This window comes from Mycobacterium venezuelense (genome assembly GCF_054919535.1).
In genome coordinates this window covers 153547-169741 of the sequence record NZ_JBONDW010000008.1, presented here as the reverse complement: position 1 = coordinate 169741, position 16195 = coordinate 153547, and the positions used below count along the sequence as shown (strand labels likewise).

Annotated in this window: 17 protein-coding genes; 6 read left to right on the top strand and 11 right to left on the bottom strand. The window is 66.0% G+C overall.

What is annotated here, in order from left to right; translation table 11 throughout:
- Positions 1-7 precede the first annotated feature (7 nt).
- Together ACRCUN_RS15385 and ACRCUN_RS15380 are read right to left on the bottom strand one after the other, a co-directional pair.
- Entirely contained in the window at positions 8-280 is a 273-nt protein-coding gene (locus ACRCUN_RS15385) for an ANTAR domain-containing protein (RefSeq protein ID WP_462142493.1), read from the bottom strand.
- A gap of 135 nt (positions 281-415) precedes the next feature.
- Entirely contained in the window at positions 416-2431 is a 2016-nt protein-coding gene (locus tag ACRCUN_RS15380; RefSeq protein ID WP_462142492.1) for a glycoside hydrolase family 15 protein, read from the bottom strand.
- Positions 2432-2547: 116 nt separating this feature from the next.
- On the opposite strand from ACRCUN_RS15380, the gene ACRCUN_RS15375 reads away from it, so the two are divergent.
- The 5 genes from ACRCUN_RS15375 to ACRCUN_RS15355 all read left to right on the top strand — a co-directional run bounded on the left by ACRCUN_RS15375 (position 2548) and on the right by ACRCUN_RS15355 (position 6936).
- Positions 2548-2772 (top strand): hypothetical protein, encoded by a 225-nt coding sequence (locus ACRCUN_RS15375; protein WP_462142491.1) that lies wholly within the window; start codon positions 2548-2550, stop codon positions 2770-2772.
- 345 nt (positions 2773-3117) lie between these two features.
- A complete protein-coding gene (locus ACRCUN_RS15370; protein WP_462142490.1) occupies positions 3118-4173 on the top strand; it encodes a sulfate ABC transporter substrate-binding protein in 1056 nt (351 codons plus the stop codon).
- The gene (gene cysT / locus ACRCUN_RS15365) at positions 4170-5036 is read left to right on the top strand and encodes a sulfate ABC transporter permease subunit CysT (RefSeq protein WP_462142489.1); all 867 of its coding nucleotides are present in this window, start codon (positions 4170-4172) and stop codon (positions 5034-5036) included. Before ACRCUN_RS15370 ends, cysT begins: the two co-directional genes overlap by 4 nt.
- The gene (gene cysW, locus ACRCUN_RS15360; protein ID WP_462142488.1) at positions 5033-5857 is read left to right on the top strand and encodes a sulfate ABC transporter permease subunit CysW; all 825 of its coding nucleotides are present in this window, start codon (positions 5033-5035) and stop codon (positions 5855-5857) included. The genes cysT and cysW overlap by 4 nt, the downstream gene beginning before the upstream one ends.
- A 14-nt stretch (positions 5858-5871) precedes the next feature.
- Complete coding sequence (locus tag ACRCUN_RS15355; protein ID WP_462142487.1) at positions 5872-6936, top strand: sulfate/molybdate ABC transporter ATP-binding protein; 1065 nt, start codon at positions 5872-5874, stop codon at positions 6934-6936.
- 9 nt (positions 6937-6945) lie between these two features.
- On the opposite strand, the gene ACRCUN_RS15350 is transcribed toward ACRCUN_RS15355, so the two are convergent.
- The 9 genes from ACRCUN_RS15350 to ACRCUN_RS15310 form a co-directional block, all read right to left on the bottom strand.
- Positions 6946-7215: a metal-sensitive transcriptional regulator gene (locus ACRCUN_RS15350; RefSeq protein WP_462142486.1), complete on the bottom strand. Its 270-nt coding sequence runs from the start codon at positions 7213-7215 to the stop codon at positions 6946-6948.
- Between the two features lie 66 nt (positions 7216-7281).
- Positions 7282-8139 (bottom strand): sulfite exporter TauE/SafE family protein, encoded by an 858-nt coding sequence (locus ACRCUN_RS15345; protein ID WP_462142485.1) that lies wholly within the window; start codon positions 8137-8139, stop codon positions 7282-7284.
- Between the two features lie 4 nt (positions 8140-8143).
- Positions 8144-8719, bottom strand: a complete 576-nt coding sequence (locus tag ACRCUN_RS15340) for a rhodanese-like domain-containing protein (protein WP_462142637.1) — start codon at positions 8717-8719, stop codon at positions 8144-8146.
- Positions 8720-8721: 2 nt separating this feature from the next.
- Positions 8722-9924 (bottom strand): NAD(P)/FAD-dependent oxidoreductase, encoded by a 1203-nt coding sequence (locus ACRCUN_RS15335; RefSeq protein ID WP_462142484.1) that lies wholly within the window; start codon positions 9922-9924, stop codon positions 8722-8724.
- Positions 9925-9941: 17 nt separating this feature from the next.
- Complete coding sequence (locus ACRCUN_RS15330; RefSeq protein ID WP_462142483.1) at positions 9942-11321, bottom strand: MBL fold metallo-hydrolase; 1380 nt, start codon at positions 11319-11321, stop codon at positions 9942-9944.
- Positions 11322-11540: 219 nt separating this feature from the next.
- Positions 11541-12254, bottom strand: a complete 714-nt coding sequence (locus ACRCUN_RS15325) for a sirohydrochlorin chelatase (protein WP_462142482.1) — start codon at positions 12252-12254, stop codon at positions 11541-11543.
- Between the two features lie 7 nt (positions 12255-12261).
- Entirely contained in the window at positions 12262-12954 is a 693-nt protein-coding gene (locus tag ACRCUN_RS15320) for a phosphoadenylyl-sulfate reductase (protein ID WP_462142636.1), read from the bottom strand.
- 14 nt (positions 12955-12968) lie between these two features.
- Complete coding sequence (locus ACRCUN_RS15315) at positions 12969-14657, bottom strand: nitrite/sulfite reductase (RefSeq protein WP_462142481.1); 1689 nt, start codon at positions 14655-14657, stop codon at positions 12969-12971.
- A 113-nt stretch (positions 14658-14770) separates the two neighbouring features.
- Positions 14771-14827, bottom strand: coding sequence for an Ms4527A family Cys-rich leader peptide (locus ACRCUN_RS15310; protein ID WP_353612280.1), 57 nt, complete (start codon positions 14825-14827; stop codon positions 14771-14773).
- 140 nt (positions 14828-14967) lie between these two features.
- Between ACRCUN_RS15310 and hemW the strand changes: the two genes are divergently transcribed.
- Complete coding sequence (gene hemW, locus ACRCUN_RS15305; protein ID WP_462142480.1) at positions 14968-16170, top strand: radical SAM family heme chaperone HemW; 1203 nt, start codon at positions 14968-14970, stop codon at positions 16168-16170.
- Positions 16171-16195: the final 25 nt, after the last annotated feature.

The following is a 16195-nucleotide window of genomic DNA, read 5'->3' as shown; positions in this document are numbered from 1 at the left end:
CGGCCCGTCACCGGGTGACGGCGGGTGTCCGCCGCGTCTGCGCCAGCAGTTCACCCCACGCGTTGAAGGCTTCGGCGTACTCGGCGGACGACCCAGACCGGCCGCCGGCCAGATCCACGAGACCCCGCGCGATGCTTCCTATTCCGATACCTGTGCGCTGCACCACCCGCACCAGCTCCCGGAACGCTTGATCGGGCGTGCAGCCACGTAACGCGACCAGGACGCCGATCGCGGTGTCGATCGTGGTGCGGGAGGTGTCCGCGGTGTGAGAGTGGATCATGCTCCGATGCTGCTTGTTCGGCAGACACAATCACAGATATTGGCGCACCGTGATTTTCCGCCGAGCAGCAGACGCGTAGGTACCCAAAAATGGCGATTTTCGGGTGCTTTGGCGTCTGCTCGCCGGAAAGCGGGGCTACATCGGGGCGTTCGCGGGCACGAATACGCCCGAGCTGTCGGCTTCTTCCTCGGCCCGGATCACGTGCACGACTGCGTTGATCAAGGCCAGGTGGGTGAACGCCTGCGGGAAGTTACCGAGATGGCGACCGGTGCGCGGCTCGATCTCCTCGGCGTACAGATGCAACGGGCTGGCGAACGACAGCAACCGCTCGCACAGGTGCTTGGCGCGGCTCACCTCGCCGATCTCGACCAGGGCCGAAACCAACCAGAACGAACAGATCGTGAACGTGCCCTCCTCGCCCGAAAGACCGTCGTCGGTCTCGTCGGTGCGGTAGCGCAGTACCAGCCCTTCCTCGCTGAGTTCGTCGGCGATTGCCAGCACGGTGGCCCGCACCCGCGGATCGTCGGGCGGGAGGAACCGCGTAAGCACGGCCAGCAACAGCGACGCGTCGAGTGCGTCGTCGCCGTACCGCTGGGTGAGCACGCCACGCGAATCGACACCGCGCGCCAGCACGTCGGCCTTGATCTCCTCGGCGATCGCTCGCCACTGTTGGGCGTAGCTCTTCTCGCCTTGCAGCTCGGCCAGCTTCGACCCGCGGTCCAATGCCACCCAGCACATGATCTTGCTCGAGGTGAAGTGCTGGGGCTCGCCCCGGACCTCCCAGATGCCGCGGTCGGGTTCCTTCCAGTGCTTGATGGCCTCCTCGACCTGATTCTTGAGCACCGGCCATAGCGCTTCGGGAATCTGCTCGCGCGACTTGGCGTGTAGGTAAACCGAATCCAGCATGGTGCCCCAGATGTCGTGCTGGCGTTGGTTGTAGGCACCGTTGCCGATACGAACGGGCCGGGAGTTGTCGTATCCCGACAGGTGATTCAGCTCCTCTTCGACGAGCGTGCGTTCACCGCCGACGGCGTACATAACCTGCAGCGGATGGCGTTCGCCGTTGTTGGCGCCGGACACATCGGCGATGAACGAGAAGAAGTCGTCGGCCTCGCGGTCCAGCCCGAGTGTGTACAGGCCCCACAGCGCGAACGTCGTATCGCGCACCCACGCGTAGCGGTAGTCCCAGTTGCGTTCACCCTGCGGGGTTTCCGGCAACGAGGTGGTCGGAGCCGCCAGGATCGCGCCGGTCGGGGAGTACGTCAGGCCCTTGAGGGTCAGTGCACTGCGCTGCAGATACGACCGCCACGGATGGTCGGGGAAATCGCCGACATTGATCCATTGCCGCCACGACTCGCTCGTCTTCCACATCTTGTCGGCGGCTTCTTCGTAGGTCTGGGGAGCCGGATGCTTCGACCAGCTCAGCGCGACGAACACGTTGTCGCCTTCGGTGAGACGCGTGCGGGCTCGTGCCTCGCGACCCTCGATGCCGATGCGCAGGTTTGTGGTGAGCCGCAGGGTCGGGTGCGAATCGGGGTTACGGGCGGCCCGCGCGATCGCCTCGCCATACGCCGGGCCGGAGTACTCCCAGTTGGCGCTGACGCGGTGGTAGTCGAAGGCCGGTTCGCAGTTCATGACGAGTTCGACGGTGCCGCTCACACAGCGCACCGTGCGCAGCAGGATGTGCTCGGCATCCCAGTCCATGGGGGTGCGGCGGTGGGTCCGAGACCGGGTCTCGATGTCATGCCACGGCCCCATCACCAACGCGTCGCGCACGATCAGCCAACCCGTATGGGTCTGCCACGTGGTCTCGAGGATCAGGCTGCCGGGCAGATAGCGCCGTGCCGCCGGGACGCTCACCCCGTAGGGGCCCAACCGGAAGTGGCCGGCGCCGCGGTCGAGGATCGCTCCGAACACGCTCGGCGAGTCCGGCCGCGGCACGCACAACCATTCCACCGACCCGGCCGACGAGATCAGGCACGTGTTCTCGCAGTCGGACAGAAAGCCGTAGTCGGCGATCGGCGGAAACGGGTTCCGCAGCGACCCACTGGCCGAGTACGGGACCGGAGCCGTCACGGTCAGCGGGGCCTCGGGCGCCTTCTGAACGGCCGCTTCGGTGGTACCGGTGGGCTCGGTGTGTTGCAGAACCATTCGGACATCATGATCTGCGGATACGTTGCTCGTCTACCCGAGTGTCACGTGTCGAAGGTTACTGACCGGCACGGGATGAATCCGGCCACGCACAAGCCATCGCATACGCTTTCGACATGGGCGCAATCCTCAGCTGGTGGGACGGCGTCGAGCTGTGGCTGACAGGCCTGCCATTCGTCGTCCAGACCGCTGTGGTGATGCCTGTGGTTTTGGCCCTCGCGTACGGTGCCGCGGTGGTGCTCGACGGTGCTCTCGGCCAAGGCACGGCAGGTGTCCGCAGATTACGGCGGGCGGGCGCCGATAAATCCGACGAACTGGCCGATGCGGTGATGACCGAATGACCGGCATGCCGCGTTCCCGCGTGACCCTTGTGCTGGTGATTCTCGTTGTCCTGGTCATCGTCATGTGGTTCCTGACCCGCTGACCCGATCGCTCGGCGGGCAGCGGCGCCAGACTCTGTTATTCTTCGCGCCATGCAAGCAGTGTCCGGCACCTCGAAGAGCCACGATGTGGCTCTTCGTGCCGTGGTTTCATGCACTGTTGCAGACGTTGACTGTTGTCGCTGACTCCAACCCGTCCGCGGTTTGGGGTTGGTAGCGCGGTCGCTGTTGCCCGAGCACCGAATCCGTACGTCTTTCCGCTGTGACGGACCACCACTGTCCGTAAATCGCTAGGAAAGGTCACCAGTGCCCACCAAGAAGCTCGATATCAGCAAGTTCTGGCGGCACGTCGCCAGGAACTCGGCCGTGCTGGCCGCTACCGGGGTGCTCGTCGTGGGGTGCGGCGGCGGATCAAGTGACGTCGCGGGAGGCGACGGCGATGCCGGCGGCGCGGAAACCACCCTGACTCTCGTCGCGTACGCGGTCCCCGAGCCGGGCTGGAGCAAGATCATCCCGGCCTTCGCGGCGACCGAAGAGGGCAAGGGCGTCGCAGTGACGACGTCCTACGGCGCCTCGGGAGACCAGTCCCGGGCCGTCGTCGACGGCAAGCCGGCCGACATCGTCAACTTCTCGGTGGAACCCGACATCGCCCGGCTCGTGAAGGCCGGCAAGGTGGCCGAGGACTGGAACGCCGGCAACACCAAGGGCATCCCGTTCGGCTCGGTTGTTTCGCTCGTGGTCCGCAAGGGCAACCCCAAGGGCATCAAGGACTGGGACGATCTGCTGCAGCCGGGCCTCGAGGTCGTGACGCCCAGCCCGTTGAGTTCGGGCTCGGCCAAATGGAACCTGCTCGCTCCGTATGCGGCCAAGAGCAACGGCGGCAAGGACGCCGCGGCGGGCATCGACTTCGTCAACAAGCTGGTGACCGAACACGTCAAGACCCGTCCGGGTTCGGGGCGGGAAGCCACCGACGTATTCCTGCAAGGCACCGGCGACGTGCTGATCAGCTACGAGAACGAGGCGATCAACGTCGAACGGCAGGGCAAGCCCGTCGAACACATCAACCCGCCGCAGACATTCAAGATCGAAAACCCGGTCGCGGTCGTCAACACCAGCGCCCACGCGGACGCAGCAAACGCGCTGAAGAACTTCCTCTACACGCCCGAAGGACAGAAGCTGTGGGCGGAAGCCGGTTTCCGGCCCGTTGACCCGGCTGTTGCCGCCGAGTTCACGGAAGATTTCCCGACGCCGGAGAAGCTGTGGACGATCGCCGAACTCGGCGGCTGGAGTGAGGTCGATCCCGCGCTGTTCGACAAGGACAACGGGACGATCACCAAGATCTACAAGCAGGCGACCGGATGACAGCTGCGGCTGAGACCGACTCAGCGTCCGCGACCGCGCCGGGAGATCGCGCTCCCGGCGCGCGTCGTGGACGCTACGGTACGACCTCGCTGCGGGTCGGCGCCGCGTCCATCTGGCTGAGCGTCATCGTGCTGCTGCCCCTGGCCGCCATTCTGTGGCAGTCGGCAGGCGGTGGCTGGGACGCCTTCTGGCTGGCGGTCACATCCAACGCGGCGATCGAGTCGTTTCGGGTGACGCTGACCATCTCGGCCGGCGTCACTATCGTCAACCTGGTCTTCGGTCTGCTGGTCGCGTGGGTGCTGACCCGCGACGACTTCCCGGGCAAGCGGATCGTCGATTCGGTCATCGACCTGCCCTTCGCGTTGCCCACGATCGTTGCCAGCCTGGTGATGTTGGCGCTCTACGGGCCGGCCAGCCCGGTCGGGCTGCATCTGCAACACACCAAGTGGGGTGTCGGGGTCGCCCTGCTGTTCGTCACACTGCCGTTCGTGGTCCGTTCGGTCCAGCCGGTGCTGCTCGAACTGGACCGCGAGGTCGAGGAGGCGGCCGCTTCGCTAGGCGCCTCCAATCAGGTGATCTTCACCAAGGTGATCCTCCCGGCTTTGTTGCCGTCGCTGCTGTCGGGCGCCGGGTTGGCGTTCTCGCGGGCGATCGGCGAGTTCGGGTCGGTCGTGCTGATCGGCGGCGCGGTTCCCGGCGAGACCGAGGTCTCGTCACAGTGGATCCGTACCCTCATCGAAAACGACGACCGCACCGGCGCCGCAGCGATATCGATCGTGCTGCTGGTCATCTCGTTTGTTGTGTTGTTCGTGTTGAGGGCGGTTGGTTCGCGGGCGGCCAAACGTGAGGAGCTTTCGGCATGACATTGTCACCGTGGGTGCGCAATCTGCTGCGGTATCTGGCGCTGGCCTACATCGCGGTACTGGTCATCGTCCCGGTGGGGCTGATCCTGTGGCGCACGTTCGCCCCCGGACTCGGCGCGTTCTTCGCCTCGGTCGGCACGCCCGCGGCCATCTCCGCACTCCAGCTGTCCCTTCTGGTGGTGGCCATCGTCGTGCCGCTGAACGTCCTGTTCGGTGTGCCCACTGCGCTTGTGTTGGCGCGCAACAAGTTCCGTGGCAAGAGTGCGTTGCAAGCGGTCATCGACCTGCCGTTCGCGGTGTCACCCGTTGTGGTCGGTGTCGCGCTGATCCTGCTCTGGGGATCGGCCGGGTTGTTCGGGTTCGTCGAGAGCAACCTCGGGTTCAAGATCATCTTCGGTTTTCCCGGCATCGTGCTGGCGAGCATCTTCGTGACGGTCCCATTTGTGATCCGCGAGGTCGAGCCTGTCCTGCACGAAATCGGCACCGACCAGGAGGAGGCCGCCGCCACCCTTGGTTCCAGTTGGTGGCAGACGTTCTGGCGGATCACCCTGCCGTCCATCCGGTGGGGGCTCACCTACGGCATCGTGCTGACCATCGCGCGCACCCTCGGGGAGTTCGGCGCGGTGATCATGGTGTCGTCGAATCTGCCTGGCACATCGCAGACCCTGACCCTGCTGGTGGCCGACCGGTACAACCGCGGCACCGCCGAATCGGTGTACGGCGCATACGCCATCTCGACCTTGCTCATGGCTGTCGCCGTGGTCGTTTTGGTGGTTCAGGTGGTTCTCGACCGGCGCCGAACCTCGGCTGAACAGTCTTAGAAGGAGTGACAGCTGTGACCCAATCGGGAACCGCCGCGATCGTGGTACGCGGCGCCAACAAGCGCTACGGCGACTTCGCCGCGTTGGACAACATCGACTTCGAGGTGCCTGCGGGCTCGCTGACCGCCCTGCTCGGGCCGAGCGGCTCCGGCAAGTCGACACTGCTGCGGGCAATCGCCGGCCTCGACCAGCCCGATACCGGCACCGTCACCATCAACGGCCGCGACGTGACGGGGGTCCCGCCGCAGCGGCGTGGCATCGGGTTCGTGTTCCAGCACTACGCCGCGTTCAAACACCTCTCGGTGCGCGACAACGTGGCCTTCGGTCTCAAAATCCGCAAACGCCCGAAGGCCGAGATCAACGAAAGAGTCGACAACCTACTGGAGGTGGTGGGGCTCAGCGGTTTTCAGACGCGCTACCCCAACCAACTCTCCGGCGGCCAGCGTCAGCGAATGGCATTGGCCCGCGCGCTCGCCGTCGACCCGCAGGTGCTCCTGCTCGACGAACCGTTCGGCGCGCTCGACGCGAAGGTCCGTGACGACCTGCGCACCTGGCTGCGCCGCCTGCACGACGAGGTTCACGTCACGACGGTGCTCGTCACGCATGACCAGGCCGAGGCACTCGACGTCGCCGATCGCATCGCGGTGCTCAACAAGGGACGTATCGAGCAGGTCGGATCACCCACGCAGGTCTATGACGAGCCGGCCAACGCGTTCGTCATGTCCTTCCTGGGTGCGGTTTCGGAACTGAACGGGATCCTGGTGCGCCCCCACGATATTCGCGTCGGCCGTAATCCGGAGATGTCGATCGCGGCGGGCGACGGCACCGCGGAGGTGACCGGAGTGCTGCGCGCCACGATCGACCGCATCGTGATGCTGGGCTTCGAGGTCCGCGTCGAGCTGATCAGTGCGACGAACAATGCGCCGTTCACCGCACAGATCACCCGCGGCGATGCCGAGGCGCTCGGGCTCAAGGAAGGCGACGCCGTCTACGTAAGGGCCACGCGCGTGCCGCAGATCGCCGGCGACGTCCAAGTGGTGGTGCGCACCGACGAAGACGAGGCATTGACGACCACCTGACGACTTTCCTCAGGCGAGGGCGAGGAACAGTTTCTCCAATTCGGATACGTCGATAGGTTCGGCGCCCTCGGCACGTTCGTCGGTGATGCACTCGCGCAGCCCCGTGGCGATGATCTTGAATCCGGCACGGTCCAGTGCCCGCGACACCGCGGCGAGCTGTGTGACAACGTCTTTGCAGTCGCGGCCCTGCTCGATCATCGAGATGACGCCCGCGAGTTGTCCCTGTGCTCGCCGAAGCCGATTGAGAACAGCGGAGATGGCCTCCTCGTCACCGACCATGGTGTCCGCCTTTCGTAGTCGTAGTCGTGGTTGACCGGATCGTACCCGCGGGGGTATCCCGAGCCGTCATGTCGCGGGAGCGGGTGGGCCGAACAGGCGCTGCACGGGACACCACTCGTAGCGCCTGCACACGAAGTAATAGAACGCGCCGAGCACGGTCGCGGCACCGGCGACCAACCCGACGACAGGATGAAATTCCTCCGCCAGGATGATCGAGGCCATCGCCAACACAAACCAGCCGAACGCCCGGCGCAGCGTGTCAGGATCGACGCGTGTGGTCAGCCGTGCGCCGACGATACTTCCCGCGACGGCGGCAACCGTGACCACTGCGGCAAGCGTCCAATCGATCGATACGGTGCTCAATTGCCCGGCGAGGCCGGCGAACGAGTTCATGGCGATGACGATCAACGAGGTGCCCACCGCGATGGGCATCGGCAGCCCGCCGAGGAGGGCGAGCGCGGGCACCACGACGAATCCGCCTCCCGCGCCGAGAGTTCCGGTCACCATGCCGACAACCAAGCCCATCAGCAAAGTCTTGACCGCGGGCGCCCGTACGGGCGCCGTGCATGCCGGGCGACGGTTGAGCATGGCCACGGCGGTTGCGATCATCACGACGGCGAAGGCGGTCATCAGCACCGAGCCGGGCAGGAGATGCCCGACCAGTCCGCCCGCATACGCCCCGGCCATGCCGGCCACGCCGAACAACAGACCCGCGCGCCACTGCACGTGGCCGGCCCGCGCGTGGGAGACGGCGCCGATGATGCTGGTGATCCCCACGACCAGCAACGATGTGGTGATCGCCTGCCTGGCGTCCAGGCCGGCCACGTACGCCAGCAGCGGCACGGTGAGGATCGAGCCGCCCCCGCCGAGCAGGCCGAGGGACACTCCGACCAGAACCGCCAGCGGCAGGGTCAACGCGAGCATGGTGTCAGCCGCCCTTGGTGGCAAGCTGCGAAACGATCGACGTTGCGTCGCAAACCGATCCGCGGTTGTACGGCAGCCGCGCCAGCAGCATGCCCATCGCGCACGTGTTCGTCAGGGCAGCGGTGGTCAAACCGGCACCGATGCCGGCGGCCACCCATTTCATCTTCGGTCTCACCACGCTGCCGAGCAGGCTCGCCAACACGACCGATCCGGCCACCAGCCGGACCTGGCGTTCCAGATCCCAGCGCTGAGCGCCGTGCCGAACGTCGAATCCGCCGCTCTGCCATGCGGTCATGCCGCCCTGCAGAATTCGTACGTTGGTCAAGCCGGCCGCGTGGAGAGCAGCCCCGGCGGCCGCGGCGCGCTGTCCCGATCGGCACACCAGCACGACATCCTCATCGAGGTGACGAGCGATCTCATCCCGATGCTCCCGCAGCAGATCCAGCGGCACGTTGTAGGCGCCGGGGATGTGTGCTGACTCGAACTCGGCCGGTGTGCGGACGTCGATCAGGCGTGGACCGCCGTTCGAGGACTGCAACTCGCGCAGCTCGGCGCAGTGAATGGTGGGGGAGACGGACATGGTCACGCGAGGCCCTTGAGCATGAGATTCCAATACATGAACGGCAATCCGTACTTCTTCAGGTACCAGTAGGCACGGTGTGGTTTGACGGGATCGAGGACGGGTAGTGACGGCTGCAGCTGCATCGAGTAGTCGAACTCGGCAAGCAGCATGTCCTTCGACGAGGTGACGATGGGGCAGGACGCGTAGCCGTCATACGATGCCGGCAGCGGGCGACCCGCGAGGACTGCATCCAGGTTGTCCACCACAACCGGTGCTTGTTTGCGAATGGCCGCACCGGTTTTCGAGTTGGGTGACGATCCGGCATCGCCGAGCGCGAACACGTTCGGGTAGCGGACGTGTTGCATGGTGTGCTTGTCGATATCGACGTAGCCGTTCGCATCCCCCGTGGACAACGGGCTTGCCTTCACCCAGTCGGGTGCCGACTGGTGCGGGACGACGTGAAGCAGGTCGTAGGGCAACGTGATGTCGGCGCCGTCGTCAGTGACGGCGCCTATCACCGCCTTCCGGCTCGCGGAGTCGAGCTGACGTAGCTCGGAGCCGGTATGTAACTGGATGCCGTAATCGGCGATGACGGCCTCCAAATTGGTGGCGATGGCGGGGATACCGAAGATCCGTGGCGTCGGGACCACGAGGTGCACGTCGATATCGTCAAGGACGCCTTTCCTGCGCCAGTAGTCGCAGGCCAGGTAGGCGATTTTCTGCGGTGCCCCGGCACATTTGATCGGCCCCGACGGCATGGTGAACACCGCGGTACCCGACGTGGTGTTCCGGATGAAGTCCCACGTACGCGGGGCGAGATCGACACGGTAGTTCGACGAAACGCCGTCCTCGCCCAAGGTGTCTTCCAGGCCGTCGGTCCGGTGCCAATCGAGTTGGACGCCGGGGCACACCACCAGCACGTCGTAGGAGTACCTCGAACCGTCTGTGCACGTTACGGTATCGGACTCCGGGTTAACCTGTGCCACAGCGTTCTTGATCCACGCCGCGCTTTTCGGCATCACCGACGACTCGGTCCGGCCGGTCTGCGCTGCACGGGCCTGCCCACCACCGACGAGCGTCCATAACGGCTGGTAGTAGTGCATGCCGGACGGTTCGATGACCGCGACATCGGTATGGCCGTTGCGCAGTAGCCGCGCCGCGACGGTGATGCCTGCGGTGCCGCCACCGATGATCAGAATTTCGTGTTTCGTTGCGTTGCTCATCTGTCGGATCCCGTCCCTCAGGCCGTCTGAGTGCTCGCGGCCCAGGCGTTGTAGCCGCCCAGGATGTCACTGACGTCGGTAAATCCCCGCTCGCGCAACAGGCTCGCGGCGACCGAAGATCGGTATCCGCCTGCACAGTAGACGACCGTCGGACGGTTGGCGTCGAGTTCGGTGACCCGGTCCGGCAGTTGGCCGACGGGGATGTTGACCGCGCCCGGGACCATTCCGGCCGCCGCCTCACCGGGGTTGCGCACGTCGAGGATCTGCAGGTCGGCGACCTCGGCGGATCGCTGCGCGAAGGCCTCGGCGGTGAGCCGCGATGCCACCTGCACCTGGTCGCGATGTTCGAACATCGTCTGCTCGGGTGCGGCGAGGTAACCGCTGACACGGTCGAATCCGATGCGGGCCAAGCGATTCTTGCCCTCCAACTCCTCCCCGGCCTCGGTGACCAGGACGATGTCGGCGTCAGGTTTGACCACCGACCCGGCGAATTCGGCATAGCGCCCCGCCAGGCCGATGTTGATGGCGCCCCGCAGGTGGCCCTGGGCGAACTCCTCCGGGCTGCGGCCGTCGATCAGCACGGCGCCGCCGGCAAGTGCCGTGGCCGCTTGGTCGTAATCCATCGGCTGTGGCATGGCCGTTTCGTCGAGCAGTTCCCGATCCTTGCGGTTGAGGACCGCGTCGTGGACGAAATAGCTTGGGGCAGGCGGTTGTCCCGCGGTGACAAGGTCGACGAACGATTCTTTGTCGGCGGCCCGCAGCGCGTAGTTCGTGCGTTTCTGGTCACCGATGGTTGACCACAGTTCGGTGGAGAGGTTCTTGCCGCACGCCGAGCCTGCGCCGTGCGCGGGATACACCCTGGTGGCGTCGGGCAGTGTCATCAGCTTGTCGCGCAGGGAGTGATAGAGCTTGTCGGCGAGTTCGTCTCGCGTGAATCCGATGGACGCCAACAAATCCGGCCGGCCGACATCGCCGATGAACAGGGTGTCGCCGGTCAGCACGCCGTAGGGGACCGCGTCGTCGGCACGCTCGTACACCACGATGCTCATCGATTCCGGTGTGTGGCCGGGGGTGTGGCGGAACTCCAGCCTCACCTCGCCGAGCGAATACCGCTGTCCGTCGTCGACTCCCATGAAGTCGAACTCGGGTTGTGCGACCGAGGAGTACACGATCTTCGCGCCGCTCGCCTCGGCGAGCTCAAGGTGGCCCGACACGAAGTCGGCGTGGAAGTGAGTCTCGATGACGAGCTCGATCCGGAGGCCGAGTTCCTCGGCGTCCGCCAGATACTCGGCGACGTCGCGTTGCGGGTCGACAACCACCGCGCGGCCCGTCGTTTCATCGCCGATCAGGTACGACGCGTGTGACAGACACTCCAGGTAGTACTGGATGAACTTCATTGTTCGGCTCCTCGGCTCGGTTCTTGATACCCCTGGGGGTATATCTACGAATCCAAATATACCCCCACGGGTATGTGGGTCAAGGTGGTGTGATGTGACCTTGGTCCCTGGCGTCGAGTTCTATGTCAGGGTCGTCAAAAGCTGCCGCGACACGACAGAGCACAGCCCTGGCGTTGAGTTCGACGCCAGGGCTGCGTGAAGAAAGGAATGCCCCGAGGGCTACGCGGCAAAGCCGGCGCTACGCGCGGCGAGTGCCTCTTCATAGCGGTCGAGCACCGTCGCCGCCACCAATCGGTGCGGGCCGAGCGGTTCGGCCACCGGAATGCCTTGGCTGCCTGCGTAGTCGGCGACTCGGTCGGTGATGCGGCCGTGGGCGAGGAACCACGGCGCGATCACGAAGTGCTCGGCGCCGCTGGCGCGCAACTGCTCGACGGCCTCGGGCACCGACGGAGTCTGACCGGTCGCGAACGCGACCTGCACCCCGGCCCACCGAGTGCCCTCGGCCAAGCTGCCCGCGAGCGTGGCAGTGCGGGCGTTGGCCGCCGCATGCGACGAGCCCACCCCGGTCAGCACCACGCCGAGCCCGGCATCGAAACGTGAGACTCCCAGTGCGGCAAGGCGTTCCCGCACCACCTGAAGCAGTCGCGGATCTTCGCCGAGCACGGCGGCCTGGTGTACGTCGGCGCCGGACCGGGCGATAAGGCCGGGGATGTCGGTACGGGCGTGAAACGCGCTGGCCAACAGCAGCGGTGTCACCACCGAGCCGGGCGCGACGTCCGCCAGGACGTCGGCCAGGTTCGGCGAATTCTGCTCACAGAACGCCACCCGGACATCGGTGTCGGGCAGCAGGCGGCGCAGATGGCCGGCGATTGCATGCGCATTCGCCGACGAACGCGGATCCGCGCTGCCGTGTGCGGTGAGCACGAGCGTCACAGCAACCTCACGAGGCGTGCAGCCCGCATTCCGTCTTGGACTGGCCGGCCCAACGACCGCTGCGCGGATCGGCGCCCGCGAGCGGCTTGGTCGTGCACGGTGCGCAGCCGATGGACGGGTACCCTTCGTAGACAAGGGGATTGACGAGGATGCCGTTGGCATCGATGTAGGCCTGCATGTCGTCGTCGGACCACGCCGCGATCGGGTTGATCTTCACGAGGCCGAACGCGTTGTCCCAGCTGATCAACGGCGCGTTCGCGCGGGTCGGCGCCTCGACCCGGCGGATACCGGTCACCCAGGCTTTGTAGCCGCTGAGGGCCTTGCTCAGCGGCTCGACCTTGCGCAGCCGGCAGCATTCGCCGGCGTTGCGTGCGAACAGATCCTTGCCGAGTAATGCGTCCTGCTCGGCGACACTGCGCTCGGGCCTCACGTTCACCACGTTGATGTCGTAGACCGCCTCCACGGCGTCACGCGTCCCGATCGTCTCGGCGAAGTGATAGCCGGTGTCGAGAAACAGCACGTCGACACCGGGGCGCACCTTGGCCGCCATCTCCACGAGCACCGCGTCCTGCATGTTCGAGGCCACCACATAGTTTCCACGGAAGTGCTCGTCGGTCCAGCGCAGCAGCTCCTCCGCGCTCGCGCCGGCGAGTTCCTCAGCGCCCCGTTCGGCCAGTTCGCGTAGCTCGGACTCCATCATCGTCGTCAAAGCACTCACCTCAAATCAGCTTCGTCGGCCCGTACGGCCCACTGGGCGAAACGCTCACCGGACTCGCGTTGTTTCACGAAGTTGCGAACAACCCGGTCGATGTAGTCGCCGAGCTCAGTGGAGAGCACCTTGTGCTGGCGCAGCTTGCGGCCGAACCCGCTGTCCAGGCCGAGGCTGCCGCCCAGGTGCACCTGGAAACCTTCGACCGGCCCGTCACCGTCATCGATCATCTGGCCCTTGAAGCCGATGTCGGCGACCTGGATTCGCGCGCACGAGTTCGGGCAGCCGTTGATGTTCACGGTGATCGGCACGTCGAGCTGCGCGTTGATGTCCTCGAGCCGCTTCTCCAGATCGGGGACCAGCGACTGAGCGCGCTTGCGGGTCTCGGCGAAGCTCAGTTTGCAGAACTCGATGCCGGTGCATGCCATCAGGTTGCGTCGCCAATGCGATGGCTGCGAAGGCAAGCCGAGCGCGTCCAAGCCGTCGCGCAGCTCGTCGAGCTTCTCGTCGGGGACATCCAGGATGATCAGCTTCTGGTACGGCGTGAAGCGGATCCGGTCCGAACCCGCCGCCTCGGCGAGGTCGGCGACCTTGCTCAGGATGGTGCCCGAGACCCGGCCCGCGATCGGCGCGACACCGACGGCGTTCAGCCCGTTCTTGAGGCGCTGCACGCCGACGTGATCGATCGGACGGGCCACCGGCTCGGGGGCAGGTCCGTCGATCAGGGGACGCTTCAGATACTCGGTCTCGAGAACCTCACGGAATTTTTCGGTGCCCCAGTCCTTGACCAGGAACTTCAGCCGGGCCTTGGACCGCAGGCGGCGATAGCCGTAGTCGCGGAAGATGCTGACGACGCCCTCCCACACCTCGGGCACCTCATCGAGCGGCACCCACGTGCCCAGCCGCTGGCCGAGCATCGGGTTGGTGGACAGGCCACCGCCGACCCACAGGTCGAAACCGGGTCCGTGCTCGGGGTGGTTGACCCCGATGAACGCGACGTCGTTGACCTCGTGAACGACGTCCTGCAGGCCCGAGATCGCGGTCTTGAACTTGCGCGGCAGGTTGGAGTACTCCTTCTTGCCGATGTAGCGCCGCACGATCTCGTCGATCGCCGGGGTGCCGTCGATCACCTCGTCGAGGGATTCTCCGGCGAGTGGCGAGCCGAGCACGACGCGCGGGCAGTCGCCGCACGCCTCGGTCGTCTGCAGCCCGACGGCGTCAAGGCGCTTCCAGATCTCCGGCATGTCCTCGACCCGGATCCAGTGGTACTGGACGTTCTCGCGGTCGGAGATGTCGGCGGTGTCGCGCGCGAACTCGGTAGAGATGCCGCCGAGCGTGCGAAGCGCCGCGACCGAGAGCGCACCGCCGTCGCAGCGCACCCGCAGCATGAAGTACGAGTCCTCGAGCATGTCGGTGTTCTCGTCACCGGTCCAGGTGCCGTCGTAACCGGGCTTGCGCTGGGTGTAGAGGCCCCACCAGCGGAAACGGCCGCGCAGGTCACCCTTGTCGATGCTCTCGAAGCCGTTCTTGGCGTAGATGTTCTCGATGCGGTCCCGGACGTTGAGCGGGTTGTCGTCCTTCTTGGCCTGCTCGTTGGGGTTGAGCGGCTCGCGATAGCCCAGAGCCCACTGTCCTTCGCCGCGCGGACGCTTGGCGGGACGCGCGGCTTTGGCCGGTGCCTTGGGGGTTGTCACTGTAGGTGCTCCTTCGCGGAGGAGCTGGCTTTAGGCCGCGCTGTTCACCGGTGGCTGTCCGGCGGCGCAGATCCGGCGGCCAGCTGGAAGTACAGGTGGGCAGGTCTACGGGATCAAGGCAGACAGCAACAGCTACAAACACGCTTGAAATCGACATGCCGCCGAGCCACCAGCGAAACGCGGGTGGTGCTGTTGTTGGCGGAAGTCACGCGGCCATTGTGCCACGATTGTCCCCATACCTTCTAACCGGGCCATATTTGCGCTCACGGTGAGCAAAAGTCGCCGCTGGACAGTCTGGGAAAATCGTTACATGACCACCCGGACCGCGCCGTCAGGCCAGCCCGATCTGGCGCCCACTGGGACACGCTCTTCACACGAGCGCTCATCGGCGGGACGACCGTTCGGCATCTACATCCACGTGCCGTTCTGCGCCACCCGCTGCGGCTACTGCGACTTCAACACGTACACACCCACCGAACTCGGCGGATCGAACCCCGAGGGCTGGATGGCCGCACTGCGCGTCGAGCTGGGGCTGGCCGCGGCACGGGTGGGGGCGGTGCCGGTGCAGACCGTGTTCGTCGGCGGCGGAACGCCCTCGCTGCTCGGCAGTGCCGGGTTGGGCGCCGTCCTTGGCGCCGTCCGCGACAACTTCGACCTGGCCGCCGGTGCCGAGGTGACCACCGAGGCCAACCCTGAATCCACCTCGCCGGAGTTCTTCGCGGCGCTGCGCGAGGCCGGCTATACCCGGCTCTCGCTCGGGATGCAGTCGGTGGCACCGCATGTGTTGGCGGTGCTGGACCGCACCCACTCACCGGGCCGTGCGCCGGCCGCCGCGGCAGAGGCCAGGGACGCGGGCTTCGAGCACGTCAACATCGACTTGATCTACGGCACACCGGGAGAGTCCGACGACGATCTGCGGCGTTCGGTCGACGCCGCGGTGCACGCCGGCGTCGATCACGTATCCGGCTACGCCCTGGTGGTGGAGGACGGCACTGCACTGGCTCGGCGGGTGCGCCGCGGCGAGATCGCCGCACCCGACGACGACGTTCATGCGCATCGTTACGAGTTGCTGGATACGCAACTCTCGGACGCGGGGTTCGAGTGGTACGAGGTGTCGAACTGGAGCCGTCCCGGCGGTGAGTGCCGGCACAACCTCGGCTACTGGGACGGCGGCGAATGGTGGGGCGCCGGTCCCGGCGCGCACGGGTTCCTCGGAGCGACCAGATGGTGGAACATCAAGCACCCCAACGCCTATGCGCAAACGTTGGCCGACGGACAGTTACCGGTCGCCGATTTCGAAGAGCTCGACCCGCAGGCGCGCCACCTCGAGGACGTGATGCTGCGCCTGCGGCTGCGGCGCGGGTTGGCCTGCGGAGATCTCACCGCTGCCGAGCGCGCCCGCCTGGCCGGTCTGGTGGCCGACGGCTTGGTCGATGCGGCCGGCGAGCGCGTTGTGCTCACCGACCGGGGGCGGTTGCTGGCCGATGGTGTGGTGCGCACCTTGCTGGATTAACGGGGATCACACCGCGCACGACGGT